Annotated in this window: 12 protein-coding genes; 1 reads left to right on the top strand and 11 read right to left on the bottom strand. The window is 68.6% G+C overall.

The annotated features are described in order from the left end of the window. Window positions 1-18 precede the first annotated feature (18 nt). The 9 genes from KF684_09160 to tadA all read right to left on the bottom strand — a co-directional run bounded on the left by KF684_09160 (window position 19) and on the right by tadA (window position 12,678). A complete protein-coding gene (locus tag KF684_09160) occupies window positions 19-1,872 on the bottom strand; it encodes a hypothetical protein (GenBank protein ID MBX3353093.1) in 1,854 nt (617 codons plus the stop codon). A gap of 37 nt (window positions 1,873-1,909) precedes the next feature. After that, window positions 1,910-3,391 (bottom strand): type II secretion system protein, encoded by a 1,482-nt coding sequence (locus KF684_09155; protein MBX3353092.1) that lies wholly within the window; start codon window positions 3,389-3,391, stop codon window positions 1,910-1,912. Next, window positions 3,388-4,530 (bottom strand): prepilin-type N-terminal cleavage/methylation domain-containing protein, encoded by a 1,143-nt coding sequence (locus KF684_09150; GenBank protein MBX3353091.1) that lies wholly within the window; start codon window positions 4,528-4,530, stop codon window positions 3,388-3,390. Before KF684_09150 ends, KF684_09155 begins: the two co-directional genes overlap by 4 nt. After that, window positions 4,530-5,345, bottom strand: coding sequence for a prepilin-type N-terminal cleavage/methylation domain-containing protein (locus KF684_09145; protein ID MBX3353090.1), 816 nt, complete (start codon window positions 5,343-5,345; stop codon window positions 4,530-4,532). Before KF684_09145 ends, KF684_09150 begins: the two co-directional genes overlap by 1 nt. Next, a complete protein-coding gene (locus tag KF684_09140; GenBank protein ID MBX3353089.1) occupies window positions 5,342-6,451 on the bottom strand; it encodes a prepilin-type N-terminal cleavage/methylation domain-containing protein in 1,110 nt (369 codons plus the stop codon). Before KF684_09140 ends, KF684_09145 begins: the two co-directional genes overlap by 4 nt. Then, window positions 6,448-7,740 (bottom strand): type II secretion system F family protein, encoded by a 1,293-nt coding sequence (locus KF684_09135; protein MBX3353088.1) that lies wholly within the window; start codon window positions 7,738-7,740, stop codon window positions 6,448-6,450. Before KF684_09135 ends, KF684_09140 begins: the two co-directional genes overlap by 4 nt. Before the next feature lie 75 nt (window positions 7,741-7,815). After that, window positions 7,816-9,561, bottom strand: a complete 1,746-nt coding sequence (gene gspE, locus KF684_09130; GenBank protein MBX3353087.1) for a type II secretion system ATPase GspE — start codon at window positions 9,559-9,561, stop codon at window positions 7,816-7,818. A 185-nt stretch (window positions 9,562-9,746) separates the two neighbouring features. After that, window positions 9,747-10,868 (bottom strand): type IV pilus twitching motility protein PilT, encoded by a 1,122-nt coding sequence (locus KF684_09125; GenBank protein ID MBX3353086.1) that lies wholly within the window; start codon window positions 10,866-10,868, stop codon window positions 9,747-9,749. A 67-nt stretch (window positions 10,869-10,935) separates the two neighbouring features. Further along, on the bottom strand, window positions 10,936-12,678 hold the full coding sequence (tadA, locus tag KF684_09120) for a Flp pilus assembly complex ATPase component TadA (GenBank protein ID MBX3353085.1): 1,743 nt from the start codon (window positions 12,676-12,678) through the stop codon (window positions 10,936-10,938). A 189-nt stretch (window positions 12,679-12,867) separates the two neighbouring features. Here tadA and KF684_09115 point away from each other — a divergent pair, with 189 nt between their 5' ends. Further along, a complete protein-coding gene (locus KF684_09115; protein MBX3353084.1) occupies window positions 12,868-13,539 on the top strand; it encodes a phosphopantothenoylcysteine decarboxylase in 672 nt (223 codons plus the stop codon). On the opposite strand, the gene KF684_09110 is transcribed toward KF684_09115, so the two are convergent. Together KF684_09110 and KF684_09105 are read right to left on the bottom strand one after the other, a co-directional pair. Next, entirely contained in the window at window positions 13,540-15,123 is a 1,584-nt protein-coding gene (locus KF684_09110; GenBank protein MBX3353083.1) for a hypothetical protein, read from the bottom strand. It abuts the gene before it with no gap. A gap of 51 nt (window positions 15,124-15,174) precedes the next feature. Further along, window positions 15,175-17,433 carry a hypothetical protein gene (locus tag KF684_09105; GenBank protein ID MBX3353082.1) on the bottom strand — a complete coding sequence of 753 codons (2,259 nt, stop codon included), beginning with the start codon at window positions 17,431-17,433 and terminating at the stop codon, window positions 15,175-15,177. Between the last annotated feature and the right edge of the window lie 8 nt (window positions 17,434-17,441).

The following is a 17,441-nucleotide window of genomic DNA, read 5'->3' as shown; positions in this document are numbered from 1 at the left end:
AGGTCGGTGGACGCGCGTTCATCGCGCGTTGCTGAGCGAGTACACAAACTCGTAGGTCTTGCCCTCCGGCGAGCGGAGCTGGGCGTCGTGCAGGGTCATCCGGACGCGAAGAAGGGTGGGCTTGGGCCAGGCGCCGGCGTAATCGCCGTTGGCCAGGGGCGTGCGGAAGCCCCAGATCGCGAAGGCCTCGGGGCCGAAGTTGCCGTTGGGGAGCAGACTGCCGCCGGTGAAGCCCGGGTCGTACCAGCGGCTGTCGAGGAACGAGATCGAGGGGCCCGTCAGCGTCGACGCGCCGATCACGTCCGGCTGGATGATCTCGGGGTTGTCGGCGTCGAGGCGCGCGAAGCGGACCGTGCGCGGGTTCGAGAACCCCCACTGGCGCCAGTCGGCGTAGGTGCTGCGCCGGATGATCTGCCCCGACGCGTTGAGGATCGGCGAGATATCGAACCAGATGCGATCGCCGGCGCGATAGTCGGGGTCGCCGTCGCCGTTGACATCGATGTCGGCGATCGCGACCGTGCCGTCGTTCCACGCGACCTCGAAGCGGCTGCAGCGCGACGCGACCAGCGCGTGCAGGTCCATCATCGACGCCTCGGGCGGCTCGCGGAACGCCTGGTTGGTCGCGCCGGGGTCGAAGCGACGGGGCAGGATGACCGGCGGGCGGTCCTCGACGAGCGGTCGCGCGAACACGCCGGCGATCGCCGACTGCAGCAGACGCAGGTTCAGCGCGCGGTCGTTCTCGTCGCGCACCCACAGGCGGTTGTTCTCGGGAGCGGTCGGGTCGGCGAGCCAGCCCTCGGAGTACGCGGTCGCCGTGTTCTGCAGACCCAGCGCGAGCGGCGGGTCGCCCTCGAGCCAGCGGCGAACATCGGTGATGCTCTGCGCCGCGATGTCGGTGCGCCCGGCGCCCACGAAGCGCGGATCGGGGAACTGCACGTCGACGCCCGTCGGTGTGCGCCCGAAGGCCGGGATCGACCAGCCGCCGCTGGCGGCAAAGCGCTCCTGCGACTCCTGGTCGCGGATGTACGGCGCGAAGGTGAGCTCTTCGGGCAGGGGCGAGCTGAAGGGCCGGCTGGAGTTGCTGATCGCGGCGCCGCCGTAGAGCAGCAGCGTGTGGCGCGCGAGAGGCCAGTCGGTGGCGTACTCGTTGCGGCCGGTCGCCTCGAAGCCGGCGGTGGCGATGCCCTGCAGATAGCTGAACGGCTCGCCGCCGCGGGAACCGAAGTCGCCGTCGGGGATGTTCATGCGCCGCGCGGCGGGCGTGAGCCCGGTGGCGGCGTCGGGATCGAGCGCCGGGTTCGGATCGGGGAGCGGCTTGAGGCCGTGGCCCCAGGAGATCCTCGCGTGCGCGCTGGCGGCGGACGCGCCCTGCGCCGAGACGAAGGTCCCCTTGCCCAGGAAGATCACCTCGTCGACGCGCGTCGTGACGCCGCGACCGCGGGTCGTCCCGTCGCCGCGGTACGGGCGGTCGGGCTCGCCGACGGCGGGGAACCGCACGACATCGGCCTGACGGTCCTCTTCGCGCAGGTAGATCGGTCGCTCTCCGTCGGCGCTGGCGGCGCCGTTGCGGTCGATGTCGCCGACCTCGCGGAAGCGGATCGCGAGGAAGGCCTGGTCGGCCGGGAGGCGGTTGAACGCCGCGATGTCGTCGCGCATCTGGCGCTCGATGACGCGCGCCACCTGGTCCAGCTCGGTCGCGGCGACGCCGGCGCTCGTCAGATCGCCGACGCTGCGGAAGAGCACGCCCACGCTCGCGGTGAGGATCGCGGCGGCGCCGACGGCGACGACCAGTTCGGTCAGCGTGAACGCGCCGCGCGCGCCGGCCGGGGTCGGCGTGTCCGTGGGTCGGGCTGTTCGTGCGTGTCGTGCCATGGGTCGGGGCCCTCGGGGGCTTGGAAAGGCGGTCGGGTCAGCGGATGTCGAACACGCGCATCTCGACGGGGCGGACGAGCCAGCGCGTGCCGCGGTCGTCGAGCGAGACGACGCTGTCGGCGAGCGCGAACACATTGACATTGACGGTGGCGTCGCGGCGCCCGTTGATCGCGCGGAAGCCGGCTCGCGGCGCCTCGTTCAGATACAGGCGCGTGGCGGTGGGATCGGCCGGATCGCCCACGACGCGGGTGACGCGCACCGGCTGATCGGCGCCGAGCGTGTCGAGCCGAGGGGGCAGCGTTCCGGTGCTGCGCCGCTCGCCGGCGACGAGAATGATCTGGTCGGTTCGCGCGAGGAAGCCCTGATCGCCGCGGATGGGCTCGATGTAGTACAGCTGCGCGTCGTCGTCGAAGCCGACGCGCACCTCCACCTCTCGGAGGAGCCCGCGCCCAGCGCTGAAGTCGGCGAAACGCTCGGGCGGGACGAACCGCCCGCCGCGCCCGACCGGGCGAACGGAATAGGTCAGCACCGCGATCTGCGTCGAACCGGCGCCGGTGCGCCGGTAGAGCACGGTCGAGCCGAACTCGGCGCGCTGGCCGCCCTCGGCGTCGGTGTCGGGCACGGTGGCGAGACGGTCGGTGAGACTCAGCAGGCGGTCGTTGCGGTAGCGGTACCGGATGCGGATGGACGACACCCACTCCTGCGGGGCGAGGGTGACGCCGGTCAGGTTGAACGAGCGCAGCCCGATCTCAGTCGTCGGGGCGGCGTTCCAGGGGAGCAGCGCGTAGTTCATTCCCACCACCACCGAGGGGGGGAATGCGGGGTTGCGCAGCTCGGCGATGTCGTAATCGCGCGGCGTCAGGGGCGGGTCGGCGGTCACGAGGTCGAGGTCGTCGAAGACCGCGAGCGTGCGCTCCGTGCCGTCGAGCTGGTTGGACGCGAAGAAGGTGACGCGGACCGATCCCGGCTCGATGCGCCGGTCGCTGAGCTCGAGGACGTTAACGCCGTTGAAGTCCGAGCCCGCGTTCCAGGCTGGCACGACGCCCGCGGAGCCGGAGAAAGGCACGAAGGTGTTGCCGACGCGGCGCGCGGGGTTGGTGTAGACCTCGACCTCGTCGGCGTCGACCAGGAAGTAGCGGCTCTGGTCGGGCGCGGAACGGTCTCGCGGCGCGATGGTGAGCGTGTACCCGTACTGCGGGTCGTCCGGGGTGTCGTAGATGAACGCCGGGTACCAGGAGTCGGCGCGCAGGGGCTCGCCGAACGCCGGGTCGGGGTGCGGGACCGAGAATGGCGGGATCGCGCTGAGGTCGCCGGGCTCCTCGAGCGGGCCGACGCGGTCGGCTCGCAGCATGCCGATGACGGTCTGCGTGATGCCGACCGACTGGGTCATCTCGGAGGCGCGGCGCTGCTGCTCGGCGACGCCGGCGAACAGCGCGAACAGGCCGATCGCGCCCAGCCCGATGATGAACACCGCCAGCAGCACCTCGATCAGCGTGAACCCACGGCCGGTGCGTGTCATTGCGCGACCCTCCTCAGCACGGCGCCGGTGTGGCGGTTGAAGCCGATCACCTCGGCGTTGTCGTCGATCCAGCGGCTGATGCGGCGGGTTGAACTCGCGAATGTTCGCCGGGTTGGGCTGCCATCGCCGCTGGAGAGCAATTGAAAATCATCGATGTCCGCGTCGAGGAACCTCGCTTTGGGATCAATCGGCGACAGGGTGCCTGGCTCGTCGCCGGGCTGCAGGCGGCTGGGGGCGGGGCGGACGAACCAGGGCGACGCGACGCGCGATCCTTCCGCGAGACGGGCGAGGTCGACGACCGCGACGAGGTCCACCGAGCGCAGTCGAACCTCGGGGTTAAGCTCGACGACGCCGCCGCTGTCGTAGATCACATGCGGGTCGAAGACGCGCGCCTGGTCGAGCGGCAGGTAGCCGGGGTCGCCGGGGAAGGCGTTGGGGTTGCGGGGGAGATCGGGGAACTCGAGGAACGAGTTGACCGGGTCGGTGGCGCTGTTGGACGACGCGGTGACGATCGCGCCGCTGCTGCTGAAGCGGACGAAGAAGGTGACGGCGTAGCTGCCGGGGTACGAGGCGTAGTCGCCCGCGAAGGACTCGAGGCGCGCGTTGTTGTTGATGAACACGCGCGCGTCGTTGCGGGGAAAGATCCAGAAGCGCTCTAACGAGCCGTCGGTGTTATCGCGAAGGGCCTCGTTGGGGTACCAGCGCCCCATCGCGTCGAAGGCAGCGGGGTTCGCGTCGGCGGCGGTGAGCGCGAGCCCGTAGACGCCCAGCCCGCGCGGGAGCAGGACGGGGCCGGCGTCGGCCGGCACGAACACGGAGGCCGGGATGTCGCCGAAGCTCCGGTCGGCTGGGGGGATGACGCCCTGGTCGTCGGAACGCTGCACGAGCAGCAGCGTGGTGCGCTCGGTCTCGATGTCATAGAGGAACACCACGCCGGTCTGACGACCGGACTCCATCGCGATCGAGCGGGCCAGCGAGAGCGTCGAGGTCACGCGGTTCACGGACGACGCGTAGCTGGCAGACTCGATGATGCGCCCGAACGCCGGGATGATCGCGACAAGCGCGACGGCGATCACGGAGATGACCACGAGCATCTCGACGAGCGTGAAGGCGCGGGATGGAGCGCGACGGCGACGCATCAGCGGTCGTCCCTCAGAGTGTTGAACGCGGCGTCGGTGAGATCGGGCGCGCCGGGCTGGTATGACGTGATGTTGTCCTTGAGCGCGCCCTCGAGAACGGCCTTGAGCCCGGGGCCTCGCGTGTCTGTGGCGCGGGCGAGCTGCGACGGCTGGAGATCGACTGCCAGGCCGTAGACGCCGTCGGACCCGGCGGAGAGGAAGTAGGGCCGGTTCCCGACGCATCGCCCGTAGAGGCGCTGCGCGACGGGGTTGTCGGGGTGGACGAAGATGATGGGGTTTTTCCAGGGGTCGAGGATCGAGATCGCGCTGGGGGGATCGCCGAGCGCGCCGCCCAGGTCGTCGGGACCGCCCGGCCCGCCGGACGCGGCGCGACCGTAGAGGATGGAGATGTAGCGCTCGGGCAGGCCGGCGATGATGTCGTCGACGGCGCCCACGCCGCGGGCCTGCCGGACGAAGATCGCCGCGTCGGGCCTGCGCAGGTATTGCACGCCCCCGGGGGCGTTGATGCGCGCCTTGGGGTGATCGCCGAACCGGCGGCGCAGGGCCTCGACCTCGGCGGAGGACTCGGGGATGCGCTCCCAGAAAGCGATGTGCGCGTCGTCCCCTCGCGAGGTAGAGCGGCGCGCCGAGACGGTGAACTCTTCGACCGCGCGGTCGAGGGTGCTCAGGAGCTGCTCGGCGGCGGCTTCGCGCCGGCTCTCGACCAGACGGGGCCCCAGGCCGATCGTGATGGTCGCGAGGAGGATGATGATCCCGATCACGACGAGAAGCTCGACCAGACTGAACGCGTTCTGTGTGCGTGGCGCCGCGATCATGGCGTGACCCTCTGGTTGTCCTTGATGGCGTTGAAGACGCGTGCGCGCTCGCTGATGCCGCCGGTCGCGGTCTGGCTGAGCGAGTCGATGTTCTCGCCCACGAGGAGCGGCTCGGCGACGATCTCCTCGCGCCGGCGCTCGCCCCAGCGCCCGTCGGGGCCGGCCGAGAGCAGCGCGAAGGGCTTGCCGACCAGCTCGCCGTCGACGAGCCGGCTCTCGCTGAGCGTGCCCTGGCCGACGCCGCGATAGCGGGTGACGGTCTCGTAAGAGAGCAGCTCGAGCGGGGCGAGGCGCAGGGAGGTGTCGGGCTCGCCCGGGCCGGGCACGACGCCCGGCTCGCGCTCGAGCCATTCCTTGTAGTACCGGATGGGCGAGTCGTAGCGGTCGACGAACACGAACATGCTGAGTTCGTCGAACACGTCCTGGGTGAGGGGCGGGTTGATCGTGTTGCGGTACGGGAAATCCTCGGCGCGCGCGAGGCGCATGTTGGACTCGGCGATCTTGGGGTCGATGTAGGGCCCGTAGACGCGCCCCTGGAAGGTCGGCAGGTGCCTGCCTCGGTCGGCGGCGCCGCCCCACGAGCGGTCGGGGCCGGGGTCGCGGATGCCGAGCCCGTCGGCGCCGTCGTGGCGGTTCTCGTAGTTGGGCTCGTTTTCCTGCAGGAATCGAGGGGCGGGCGTGAGCGTGGAGTCGCCGATGTCGGGCGCGAGCTCGCCGATGCCCATCAGGTAGATCGGCAGCGCGGCGACGCTGTGCCAGCGCCGGTCGCGCAGCTCGAGCTGGCGGTCGTTGGCGGTGCGCGCCGAGCCCTGATGGTTGTTGCGCAGCGTGTGGTCGGGGGTGTAGAAGAGCCGGTTCGAGGTGGGCTGGGGCGCGAGCAGCGGCGGGATGTAGCGGAAGTCGTTCTTGAAGGCGTCGACGCCGTCGCTGATCGTGCGCATCAGCTGAAGGTTGCTCGACTTCCTCGCGTTGCCCAGCACGAAGATGCCGGTGGGGATGAGGATGCCCACGAGCAGCAGGATGATCGCGACGACGACGAGCAGCTCGATGAGCGTGAACGCGCCGGCGCGACGACGGGCCGTGATGGGGTTGGCCTGGCGGGTCACTTGGACAGCCCCTCGATCATCGAGACCATGGGCATGAACATCGCGACGACGATGGTGCCGACGATGCCGCCCAGCACGATGACCATGAGCGGCTCGAGCAGCGACACGAGCGAGCTGACGGCGACGTCGACCTCTTCGTCGTAGTTGTCGGCGATCTTCATGAGCATCGCGTCGAGGTCGCCGGTTTCCTCGCCGACGTCGATCATGTTGACGACGATGGCGTCGCAGGTCTTGCTCTGCCGGAGCGGCTCGGCGAAGGACTCACCCTCGCGGATGGAGTCGTGGACCTTGTTGAGCGCGCGCTCGTAGATCCAGTTGCCGCAGGTGTCGCGGGTAATGAGGATGGCCTCGAGGATGGGGACGCCGGCGCTGATGAGCGTGCCGAGGGTTCGGGTGAATCGGGCGACGGTGCTCTTGCGCACGAGTTTGCCGAAGATGGGCGAGTAGGCGAGGGTCGCGTCGGTGGCGGCGCGCCCGGGCTTGGTCATGCGGATGAGCTTGAAGAAGCCGAAGATCGCGAATGGCAGGAGGAAGATCCAGACCGCGCCGGGGATCTTCTGGCCGGGCATGTTGCCGGCGACCCAGGTGCTGATGTTGATCAGCGTGCGGGTGATGCCGGGGAGCTCGACGTCGAAGTCGGCGAAGATCTCTTCGAACTTCGGGATGATGAAGTACATGATGAAGGTGACGATCGCCGCCGCGACGATGATGACCGCGACGGGGTAGATCATCGCGCCGATGATCTTGCGCTTGAGTCGCTCGGCCTTCTCCATGAAGTCGGCGAGGCGCTGGAGGATGACGTCGAGCACGCCGCCGACCTCGCCCGCGGCGACCATCTTGCAATAGAGCCGGTTGAAGGCGCGCGGGTGCTTGGCCATCGCGTCGGATAGGGCGGCGCCGCCCTCGACGTCCTCGACCACGCCCTGCAGAACCGCCTTGAGCTTGCCGGGCTTCTGCTGGTTCTCGAGGATCTGGAGGGATCGCAGCAGAGGCAGACCGGCGTCCTGCAGCGTCGAGAGCTGACGCGTGAAGGTGGTGAGGTGCTTGCCCTTCACCTTGCCGATGCTGAACCCGCCGCCGGACTTCTTCTTGGCGGGCTTCTTCTTGCCCTTGGCGTCGCCGGCCCCGGGCGCGCCGGCGGTCTTCTTGACCTTCTGCTCGCGCACCGAGGTGGGGAAGAGACCCTGGAGCTTGATGCGCTGGATGGCCTCTTCGCCGGTGCCGGCGTCGATGGTCCCCTTCTGGGGCTGGCCCTGCGCGTTGAGCGCCTCGTACTGGAAGGTCGGCATTGCCCGAACCCTTATAAGGAGGCCGCGGTCGCGGCGGCCCCGTGTGTGTGCGCCCCCCCTTGGGGCGGTCGTCGTTTACGCGTCGCTGAGGGTCTCGCGGACCACTTCGTCGATCGTGGACTGTCCGTTGTAGATCGCCTGCAGGCCCGCTTCGCGCAGGGTCCGCATGCCCTTGCGCCGACACTCGTTGCGAACGGCGGCGGTGCTGGCCTGATTCATCACCATCTCGCGCAGCTCGTCGTCCATCACGAGGATCTCGAAAAGACCCATGCGCCCGCGATACCCCGAGCCGTTGCAGTTGTCGCAGCCGCGCCCGCGATAGAACTGGCGCCCGCGCACGTCCTCGCTGCGCAGCTCGAGCTCCATGAGCTGCTCCTCGGAGGGCGTGAACGATTCCTTGCACTTCGGGCAGATCGTGCGCACGAGGCGCTGGGCGATGATCGCCTCGAGCGTCGCGGTCACGAGGAACGGCTCGAGGCCGAGATCCAGCAGACGCACAATGGACGACGGCGCGTCGTTGGTGTGCAGCGTGCTGAACACGAGGTGGCCCGTCAGCGACGCCTGCACCGCGATCTGCGCGGTCTCCAGGTCTCGGATCTCGCCGACGAGGATGATGTCGGGGTCCTGACGCAGGAAGGAACGCAGTGCTTTGGCGAAGGTCAGTTCGACCTCGGGGTTCACCTGCACCTGGCAGAGCCCGTCGATGTCGTACTCGACGGGGTCCTCCGCCGTCAGGATCTTGATGTCGGGGCTGTTGAGCGTCGCGAGCGCCGCGTACAGCGTGGTCGTCTTGCCCGAGCCGGTCGGGCCCGTGACGATCACGATCCCGTTGGGCTTGGTGATCAGCCGGCTGACGAGCGTGAAGTCGTCGGGCGAGAGCCCGACGCGGTCGATCGAGAGCTCGACGTTCGAGCGGTCGAGCACGCGCATGACCACCGACTCGCCGTACATCGTCGGGAGCACGCTCACGCGCAGGTCGACCGGGTGCCCGGCCACCTGCAGCTCGATGCGGCCGTCCTGCGGCAGGCGGCGCTCCGCGATGTCGAGGTTCGCCATGACCTTGACGCGGCTGGTGATCGCCGGGCCGAGGTGCTTGGGCGGGGGCACCATCTCGTAGAGGACGCCGTCGATGCGGTATCGCATCTTGAACTCCTCCTCGAACGGCTCGAAGTGGATGTCCGACGCGCGGTCCTTGATCGCCTGCATCAACACGAGGTTGAGCAGCTTGATGATCTTGTTGTCCTCGGCGGCCTCCAGGACCGCGTCAAGGTCGATCGACGCGCCGCGACCCACCAGCGACGCGAACTTCTCGTCGGACGCCATCGCCGAGACCACGTCCGTCACGGACTCCTTGCGGCTGAAGTGCTTCTTCAGCAGCCGGTCCACGTCGGCAGGGTCGGCGACGTACGCAGTCACGTTGAAGCCCATCAGCAGACGAAGGTCGTCGATCGCCCGGAAATTGTTCGGGTCCTTCAGGGCGATCTCGATCTTGCGCCCCTTCTGCTGGAAGGTGATGGGGACCACCTGATACGCCTGCGCGGTCTCGGCCGGGACGGCGTCGACCGCCTCGGCTTCGAGCGTCTCCACCCCTGACAGGTCGTAGAAGCTCAGGCCCTGCTGCCCGGCGAGGGCCTCGAGCACATCCCGCTTGGTGACGTACCCCAGCTCGACCAGAATCTCCCCGATCGGGGCTTTCTTATTCTTCTGGATGTCCAGGGCTTCCTGGACCTGCTCGCGCGAAACCTTGCCGAGCTTGGTCAGGACGCGACCGAGCTTTCGGTTCTTCAGTTCAGCCGGGTTGATCTGCGGAGTCGTCGCCATGGAGCAAAGCCTTGCGGTCGCGGGCGAGAGAAAGACCTCTCACCCGCTCCCCTGTTCGAGAGTATACCAGACGCGGTTCCTCGCGCCCAAGATCGAATGACACATCCATTCGATGCGACACGAGGACTTCAAGACGATTTTTCGTGAATTGAGGCGGGTTGCCCGGAGCGGACGCCGCGCCTCACTCAGTCGCCGGCCGAGACATCGGCGGTGTCGAACTCCTCGCGCCCGACCAGTTTGCCGGCCTTGTGGACGCGTTCGGTGAGGTCGCCGGGGTTCTTGGACTTGTCGATCATGTCCTCGGCGGAGATCATGCCGCGGCTGTAGAGCGACCAGAGGTGCTCGTCCAGGAGCTGCATGCCGAACTTCTTGCCGGTCTGAATCGAGGAGTCGATTCGGAAGGACTTGTTCTCGCGGATGAGGTTCTGGATGGCCGGGGTGACCACGAGGAACTCGTAGGCCGCGACCATGCCCTTGGTGTCGACCCGCTTGAGGAGCTGCTGGGAGAGCACCGAGATGAGCGAGGTGCTCAACTGGACGCGGATCTGGTTCTGCTGGGAGACCGGGAAGGCGTCGACCACGCGGTCGATGGTCTTGGCGGCGCCGGTCGTGTGGAGGGTGCCGAACACCAGGTGGCCCGTCTCGGCGGCGCGAATCGCGGACTCGATCGTCTCGAGGTCTCGCATTTCGCCGACGAGGATCACGTCGGGGTCCTGTCGCAGGGCTCGGCGGAGGCCCTCGGCGAACGACGGGACGTCGTTGTGGATCTCTCGCTGGTTCACCACCGACTTCTTGTGGTAGTGGTAGTACTCGATCGGGTCCTCGAGCGTGATGATGTGCCGGTCCATCGTGTCGTTGATGTAGTCGAGCATCGTCGCCAGCGTCGTGGTCTTGCCCGAGCCGGTGGGCCCGGTGACCAGGAACAGGCCGCGGGGGCGCCGGATGAGACTGCGGCAGATCTCGGGGATGCCGATCTGCTCGAAGGTGAGCAGGCGGCTGGGGATAAGACGACAGACGATCGCGAGGTCGCCGCGCTGGCGGAAGACCGACACGCGGAAGCGGGCCGCGTCGCCGTAGGCGAAGCCGAAGTCGGTGCCGCCGACTTCCTGGATCTCCTGCTGGTTCTTCTCGGGGGTGATGGACTTCATCAGCGCGACCATGTCGTCGCTGTCGAGAACCTTGGTCTGGAGGTTGCGCATGGCGCCGTGGAGGCGAAGGGTGGGCGGGCGCCCCACGGTGAGGTGGAGGTCGCTCGCGCTGAGCTTGACCACGGTGTCGAGAAGGCGGTCGATCTGAACGGTCGCCATGGTGTTCCTCGTCGGTCGTCGGGCGAGGGTTGCTCGCCCGGGGTTGGTGTTCGGTGTCGAGCGCGGGTCAGGCCTCGGCGACTTCCATGTCGACGGCGGTCTGGGCGAACTTGGCGATCTCTTCGGGGGTGGTGAAGCCCTTGAGGATCTTGCGTTTGCCGTCGTCGAGCAGGGTCTTCATGCCCGACGCGATGGCGGCGCGGCGCAGCTGCGAGACGGGCGCCTGCTTGAAGGCGAGGTCGCGCAGCTCGTTGGTCATCATCATCATCTCGAAGATGGCTCGGCGCCCTCGGAACCCCGTGCCGTTGCACTTGGGGCAGCCGACGGGCTTGTAGACCTTGCCAACCGCCTCGTCGCGCGAAAGCCCGACGAGCCGGAGCATCTTGGGCTCGGGGTCGTTGTCGAGCTCCTTGCACTCCTTGCAGAGGACTCGCACGAGTCGCTGGGCGAGGACGGCCTGGATGGACGACGCGACAAGGAACGGCTTGACGCCCATGTCGATGAGTCGCGTCATCGCGCTGGGCGCGTCGTTGGTGTGGAGCGTGCTGAACACGAGGTGGCCCGTGAGCGCAGCCTGAATAGCGACCTCGGCCACTTCCTTGTCTCGGATCTCACCCACCAAGATGATGTTGGGCGCCTGGCGGAGCATCGCGCGGAGGATGTTCTGGAAGCTCAGCCCGATGCTCTCACGCACCTGGCACTGGTTGATGCCGGTGAACGCGTACTCGATCGGGTCCTCGGCGGTGATGATCTTCTTGTCCGGGCGGTTCAGCAGGTCGAGCGCCGTGTAGAGCGTGGTCGTCTTGCCCGAGCCGGTGGGCCCGGTGACGAGGAAGATGCCGTTGGGGCGCTTGATGATCCGGTGGAAGATCTCGAGCGTTTCTTCCTCGAAGCCGAGGTTCTCGAGGCCGATGCGCACCGAGTCGGGGCGGAGAATACGCAGGACAACCGATTCGCCGTGATAGATCGGGCAGGCCGACACGCGGAAGTCGACGACCGAGTCGCCCACGGGGAGCTTGATGCGACCGTCCTGGGGGATGCGCTTCTCGGCGATGTTGACGCCCGCCATGAGCTTGATGCGAGTGAGCACCGCGTTCTGCATGCGCTTGGGCAGGTTGTCGCGCTCGATGCACACGCCGTCGATGCGATAGCGGATGCGCACGCGATCGGCCATGGGCTCGATGTGAATGTCGGAGGCGCGGTTCTGGACCGCCTCGATGATCATCCGGTTGCAGAGCTTGATGATCGGCGCGTCGGGCTGGGCGTCGCGGTCGATCGACGCGTCGATGGACTTGTCCAGGGACTTGTCGATGGACGCGGTGATGAGCGACCCGCCCGTGGCCTGCTGGAGCGCCGCGGTCGCGCCGCCCTCCCCGCCGCCGGCGCCGGCCTCGAGCAGCGACTTGATCAGACTCTTGGCGCCGATCACCGGGTCGATCTCGGTGCTCAGGCGGAACCGGAGCGCGTCGAGCATCTCGAGGTTCATCGGGTCGCTGATGACGAGCTTCAGGCGCCCGTTCTGCTTCTCGATGGGCAGGATGAGGTGCTTGCGCTGCAGCTCTTCCGGGACGAGCTCCCGGTTGATCTTGTCGGCGTTGTCCTTCTCCTTGAGGTCGTAATAAGGCAGGCCGAACTGGAAGGCGAGCGCCTTGGCGACCTGCTCTTCCTTGACCACGCCCATGTCGACGAGGGCGTCGCCGAGGCGTTTGTTCGACGCCTTGGCGGCCTGCATCGCCTTGTCGATCTGCTCGGGCTTGGCCATGCCCCAGCCGACCAGGATCTCACCGATTTTCTTGCGCGATCGTGCCATCAATATCTCTGAGGGGGGAGCTGGGCTGTGTTCTTCGGGCGGACGCCTTCACGACGCTCGCCGGTGCATGTCACGGTAGCCGCTCGCCGGCGTTCCGTCCCACGCCAGCTCGGTCCCCGGGGAGCGGGGCCGGGCGTTGTCGCGACCGCTATCGTGACGACCCGCACGCTCCTAGGTTCGACACCGACGATGCACCCGACGCGAACGAGATTGCTGATCACCGCCGGCCCGACGCACGAGCCGATCGACGCCGTGCGCTTCATCGGGAACCGCTCGTCGGGGCGTCTGGGCATCGCGCTCGCCGAACGGGCGGCGGCCCGGGGCGTCGAGACGACCCTTCTGCTGGGACCGACCGCGCTGGGCCCCACGGATACGCGTGCCCGAACCGTCCGGTTCCGAACCACCGCCGACCTCCAGGCCCTGCTCGAGTCGCATGTGCCCGCCTGCGACGTGCTCGTGATGGCCGCCGCCGTCGCCGACTACCGCCCTCGCCCAGACGCCGCCGCTTCGCTGGGGGGCTCCCCCACCGGCAAGCTCCGTCGCGAGAAGCGCGTCATCACGCTCGAACTCGAGCCCACGCCCGACCTGCTGGCCGGCTGCGCCGAGCGTGTGCGCGCCGCAGGCGGCGCGCAGCGTCTGATCGGTTTCGCCCTCGAGCCGCGCGACGGGCTGCTGGACGCGGCGCGCGCGAAACTCGCGCGCAAGGGCTGCGACGCGATTGTCGCGAATCCCCTCGAGACCATGGACGCCCCCACGATCGAGGCCTCGCTCGTCTGGAAAGACGGGCGGATCGACTCGACGGGTGGCCCTATCGACAAGACCGCGTTCGCCGACTGGCTGCTCGACCTGATCCTGGCGTGATCAGCGGCTCTGGCCGAAGTTCGTCAGCACCACGTTGAGATCGGCGAAGTTGACCACGCCGTCGTCGTTCGCGTCCCCGGGGAGGGCGCCCGGCTCGCCGCTGCTGCCGAAGTTGCTGAGGACGATGTTCAGGTCGGCGAAGTTGACCACGCCGTCGCCGTTGAGATCGCCGGGGATGGACGCCGCGGCGAACGGGGGCAGCGAAGCGACCCAGATGTCCTGATTGCCGCTGGACGAGAAGGTGACATCGCCGAAGGTGGCGGTCCCGCCGAACTCGCCGGTCGCGGCCCGGGCGCCGTCCTCGTTGATCGCGACGCCGTAGGAGTAATCACCCGCGAAGCCGCCCGCGCCGCCGCGCACGGCGCAGAGGAGCTTGCCGTCTCTGTCAAAGGTGGCGACGAAGGCGTCGAAGGCGCCGGCGCTGGTGAGCGAAGTCGACGCGCCGAACGCGGGGTCGCCGATGACGGCGGTCCCGCCGAAGTACCCGGAGACCGCGGTCTCGCCGCGCGAGTTCGTATCGAGCGCGAGCCCCTGCACGAAGTTGAGCGTCGTGCCGGCGCGCTGCGCCCACACGACCTCGCCCTCGGGGTCGTACTTGACGAGGAACATGTCGTCGTTGTTCTGCGCCGTGAGCGTGGTGGCCCCGAAGGTGATCGAGTTGCGGAAGAAGCCGGTGATGTACGCGTTCCCGTCGGAATCGACGCCCACGCCCGTGCCCCGGTCGGTTCCGGTGCTGCCCGCGTTTCGCACCCACAGGAGCGTGCCGGCCGGGTCGTACTTCGCGAGGAACACATCGCTCGACCCGACGCTGACGACGGAAACTCCCGGCGCGAAGGCCGCCGTGCCCTGGAAGCGTCCGACGACGAAGATGTTCCCGTCGGCGTCGGTCGTGACGCCCTCGGCGGAATCGAAGTTGGTCCCGCCCGCGCTCGCGACCCACTGGAACTGCCCGTCGGCGTCGAACTTCGCGAGATAGACATCCGCGTTGCCGGCGCTGGTGCGTGTGACGCCGGGCGCGAAGGTCGTTGTCGTGTTGAAGTAGCCGGCGACGACGACCGAGCCGTCGGGGCCGACCGCGACGCCGCGCGCCTCTTCGACGTTGGGCCCGCCGATGCGGCGTGCCCACGAGAACGCGCCTTGGCTGTCGAGCTTCGCGACCCACGCGTCGAGACTGCCCCCCGAGATGAGCGTCTGCGAGCCGAAAGGCACGGTCTGGAGGAAATACCCGCAGGCGACCGCGCCGCCGTCGGGGGTGTGCGCAACATCGAAGGTCCCGTCGAGGTCGGCGCCGCCCGTGGTTGCGAGCCAGAGGAGCGCGCCGTTCGGGCCGTACTTGGCGATGAAGAGGTCCTCGAGACCCGCGACGGCGCGCGTGACGCCGGGCGCGAAGGTCGCCGGCCCGCTGTATGCGCCGCCCACGACGATCTCTCTCGATGAATTCACATCGACGCCGAAGGCGACATCGAAGCCCGTGGAGCCGATCTTCCACGCGCCGTCGAAGGCGCACGAGTCGGTCGGGCCCGCCAGGGCGGACGGGCACGCGACAAACGCGGCTGCAAGGAGCGTCGAAACGGTGCGCGGCATGGGTCTCTCCTCAGGGTCCGGGGAAGGTGAAGGAGGAGAATACCACGCGTGTCAACGGGTCGAGCCGAAGTTGCTCAGCACCACGTTCAGATCCGAGAAATTCACGGTCCCGTCCCCGGTGGCGTCGCCGGGGGTCGACCCGGGGGCGCCGGAAGCACCGAAGTTGCTCAGGACGGTGTTCAGGTCGGCGAAGTTGACGACGCCGTCGCCGTTGAGGTCGCCGGGGATCGAGTCGCACGAGCGCGCGAGGAACTGCACGTCGTCGACGGCGGCCTCGGCGAGCGACGCGGACCCGCCGTCGGCGGCGACCAAGCGGACGCGCATCTGGCTCGTGGGCGCGAGGAGGTCGGCCACGCGGACCTCTCGGCGCTCCCAGCGGCGGGCATCGAAGTTCACGTTCTCGACGAGCGTCCAGGTCGCGCCGGCGTCGTTGGAGAGGAAGACGCGCAGGTAGTCGTTGGGCGCGCCGGTGGTCCCGAACCAGCGGGCGTAGACGAGATAGGGGTCGTCGCCCGCGGCCAGCGCGTCGATGACGGGGGATGTCAGCGTCGTCGTGCCGCCGTCGATGTCGGCGACGCCGTCGCCGGCGCCGGGCGCGCTGAAGCCGGTGTAGAAGCACTCCGCGCCGCTGCCGTCGGGGTTGCCCGAGCCGGGCTGATAGTTCGTGGGGTTGGGGACGCCGCGCACCCAGAGCCCGGTGGTGGCGGTGTCGCCGGGTGCGCCGACCGTCCAGCCAAGATCGCTCGCGAAGGTGTCGTCGAATGAGTACCCGATGTCGAAGACGCCTCGCGAGAGCGGTTCGTCGGCGCCGAGCGCCGGATACGTCGCGATCACGACGCCCGAGCCGGTGTCGAGAGCGACCTCGTAGTAGAACTCGATCGGCTGCGTGCACGACGCCGCGGGCAGCACGGCGCGCAGGAGGTTGGCCGATCCGAACTCCAGCGCGAGCGACTGGAACGGCCCGGCTGAGCCGGAGCGCCAGCGCAGCGACGACGCGTTCTGGTCGATCGTCACGCCTGGCGACGCATAGGCGCGAACCGCGACGGCGGACCCGCCCGCGGCGTCGAGCGCGTCGGGCGCAACCTCGTCGTAGAAGGTGACATCGCGCGCCGCGAACTCGGCGAGGACGAGCGCGGCGCTGAGGGTTTCTTCGCCGGTGGGGACGATCTGGTCGGGAGGCAGGATGAACCCGCCCTGCTGCGCCGTCGCCGGGCGCAGCTCGATGGTCCACGAGAAGATGCCGTGCTCGCCGTAGGTCCAGTCCGGCGCCGTGCCGCTGGCGAGGTAGAGGGTCGAGCCGCCCGGCCCTGCGAGGTAGAACCGGCCGTGGACTCCGGCGATAGCGTCTCGCAGCGCCGCGTTGAGGTTGTCGAAGGACGCGGCGTCGGGCGACGCGTCGACGGTGTACGACCACGGGCTGAGGATCAGCTCGGAATAGCTGTGGAGGTCGACGTGCGCGCGTGCGTTTGGGATCGAAGCGATGTAACTCGAGAGGGCCTGCGACTCGGGCTCGGAGAAGGGCGAGGGGCCTCGGTAGGTGTCGTTCGAGCCGCTGGCGCTCGAACCGGAGTTGAGGCCCCAGCCGACTGACCAGTTGCGGTTGAGGTCGACGCCGAAGGTTCCCCCGCCGTTGTTCCGGCGGTTCTTGCGCCAGAGCCGGTTGACGTCCCAGGTGTGGACATACCCGTCGGGGTTGACGACCGGGATGATGTAGACAGCGACGCTGTCGAGCGCCTCGGTGATGCGCGCGTCGACGCCGTAGCCCTCGACGAGTTCGTTCGCGATGTAGAGCGATGTCGACCCGGACACCCACTCGCGCGCGTGCTGAAGCGAGTTGAGGACGATCGCGGGTCGCTGGGCCGGGCCGTTGGGGCCTGCGATGCGCAGCGCGAAGATCTCGCGGTTCTCAAGAGAGAACCCGACCGACTCGCGCGAGCACAGCGCGGGGTTCGCGAGCACCAGGCCGTCCACGAAGTCGCTGATCTCGTCGTAGCGCCGGTAATCGGCGAAGAAGTCGGCGCCGACGCCCCGCGGCGCGAGGAGACTCGCGCGCTCGGCGTCGATGAGCGCCTGCACGTTGTCGACGAGGATCTCGAACTCGATGCCGGAAGCGCGGAGCGTCTCGAGCTGCGCCGGGCTGACCCGGAACTCTTTGGCGCCTGGCCCGCCTCGGTGCGACCACATGTCGTCGCTGATCTCGCGCATGCGTTCGTACGACGCGCGGTCGGGCAGCTCGACGCGGACGACCTTGTGCGCGTCGAAGCGCTCGAGGCCGAGCACGCCCTGGGCGAACGAGACACTCGCGGACATCGCCGCGA

Source organism: Phycisphaeraceae bacterium (assembly GCA_019636675.1).
Lineage (GTDB): Bacteria > Planctomycetota > Phycisphaerae > Phycisphaerales > UBA1924 > JAHBXC01.
Note: the sequence above shows the minus strand (reverse complement) of the source record. Positions and strands in the feature narration are given on the sequence as shown.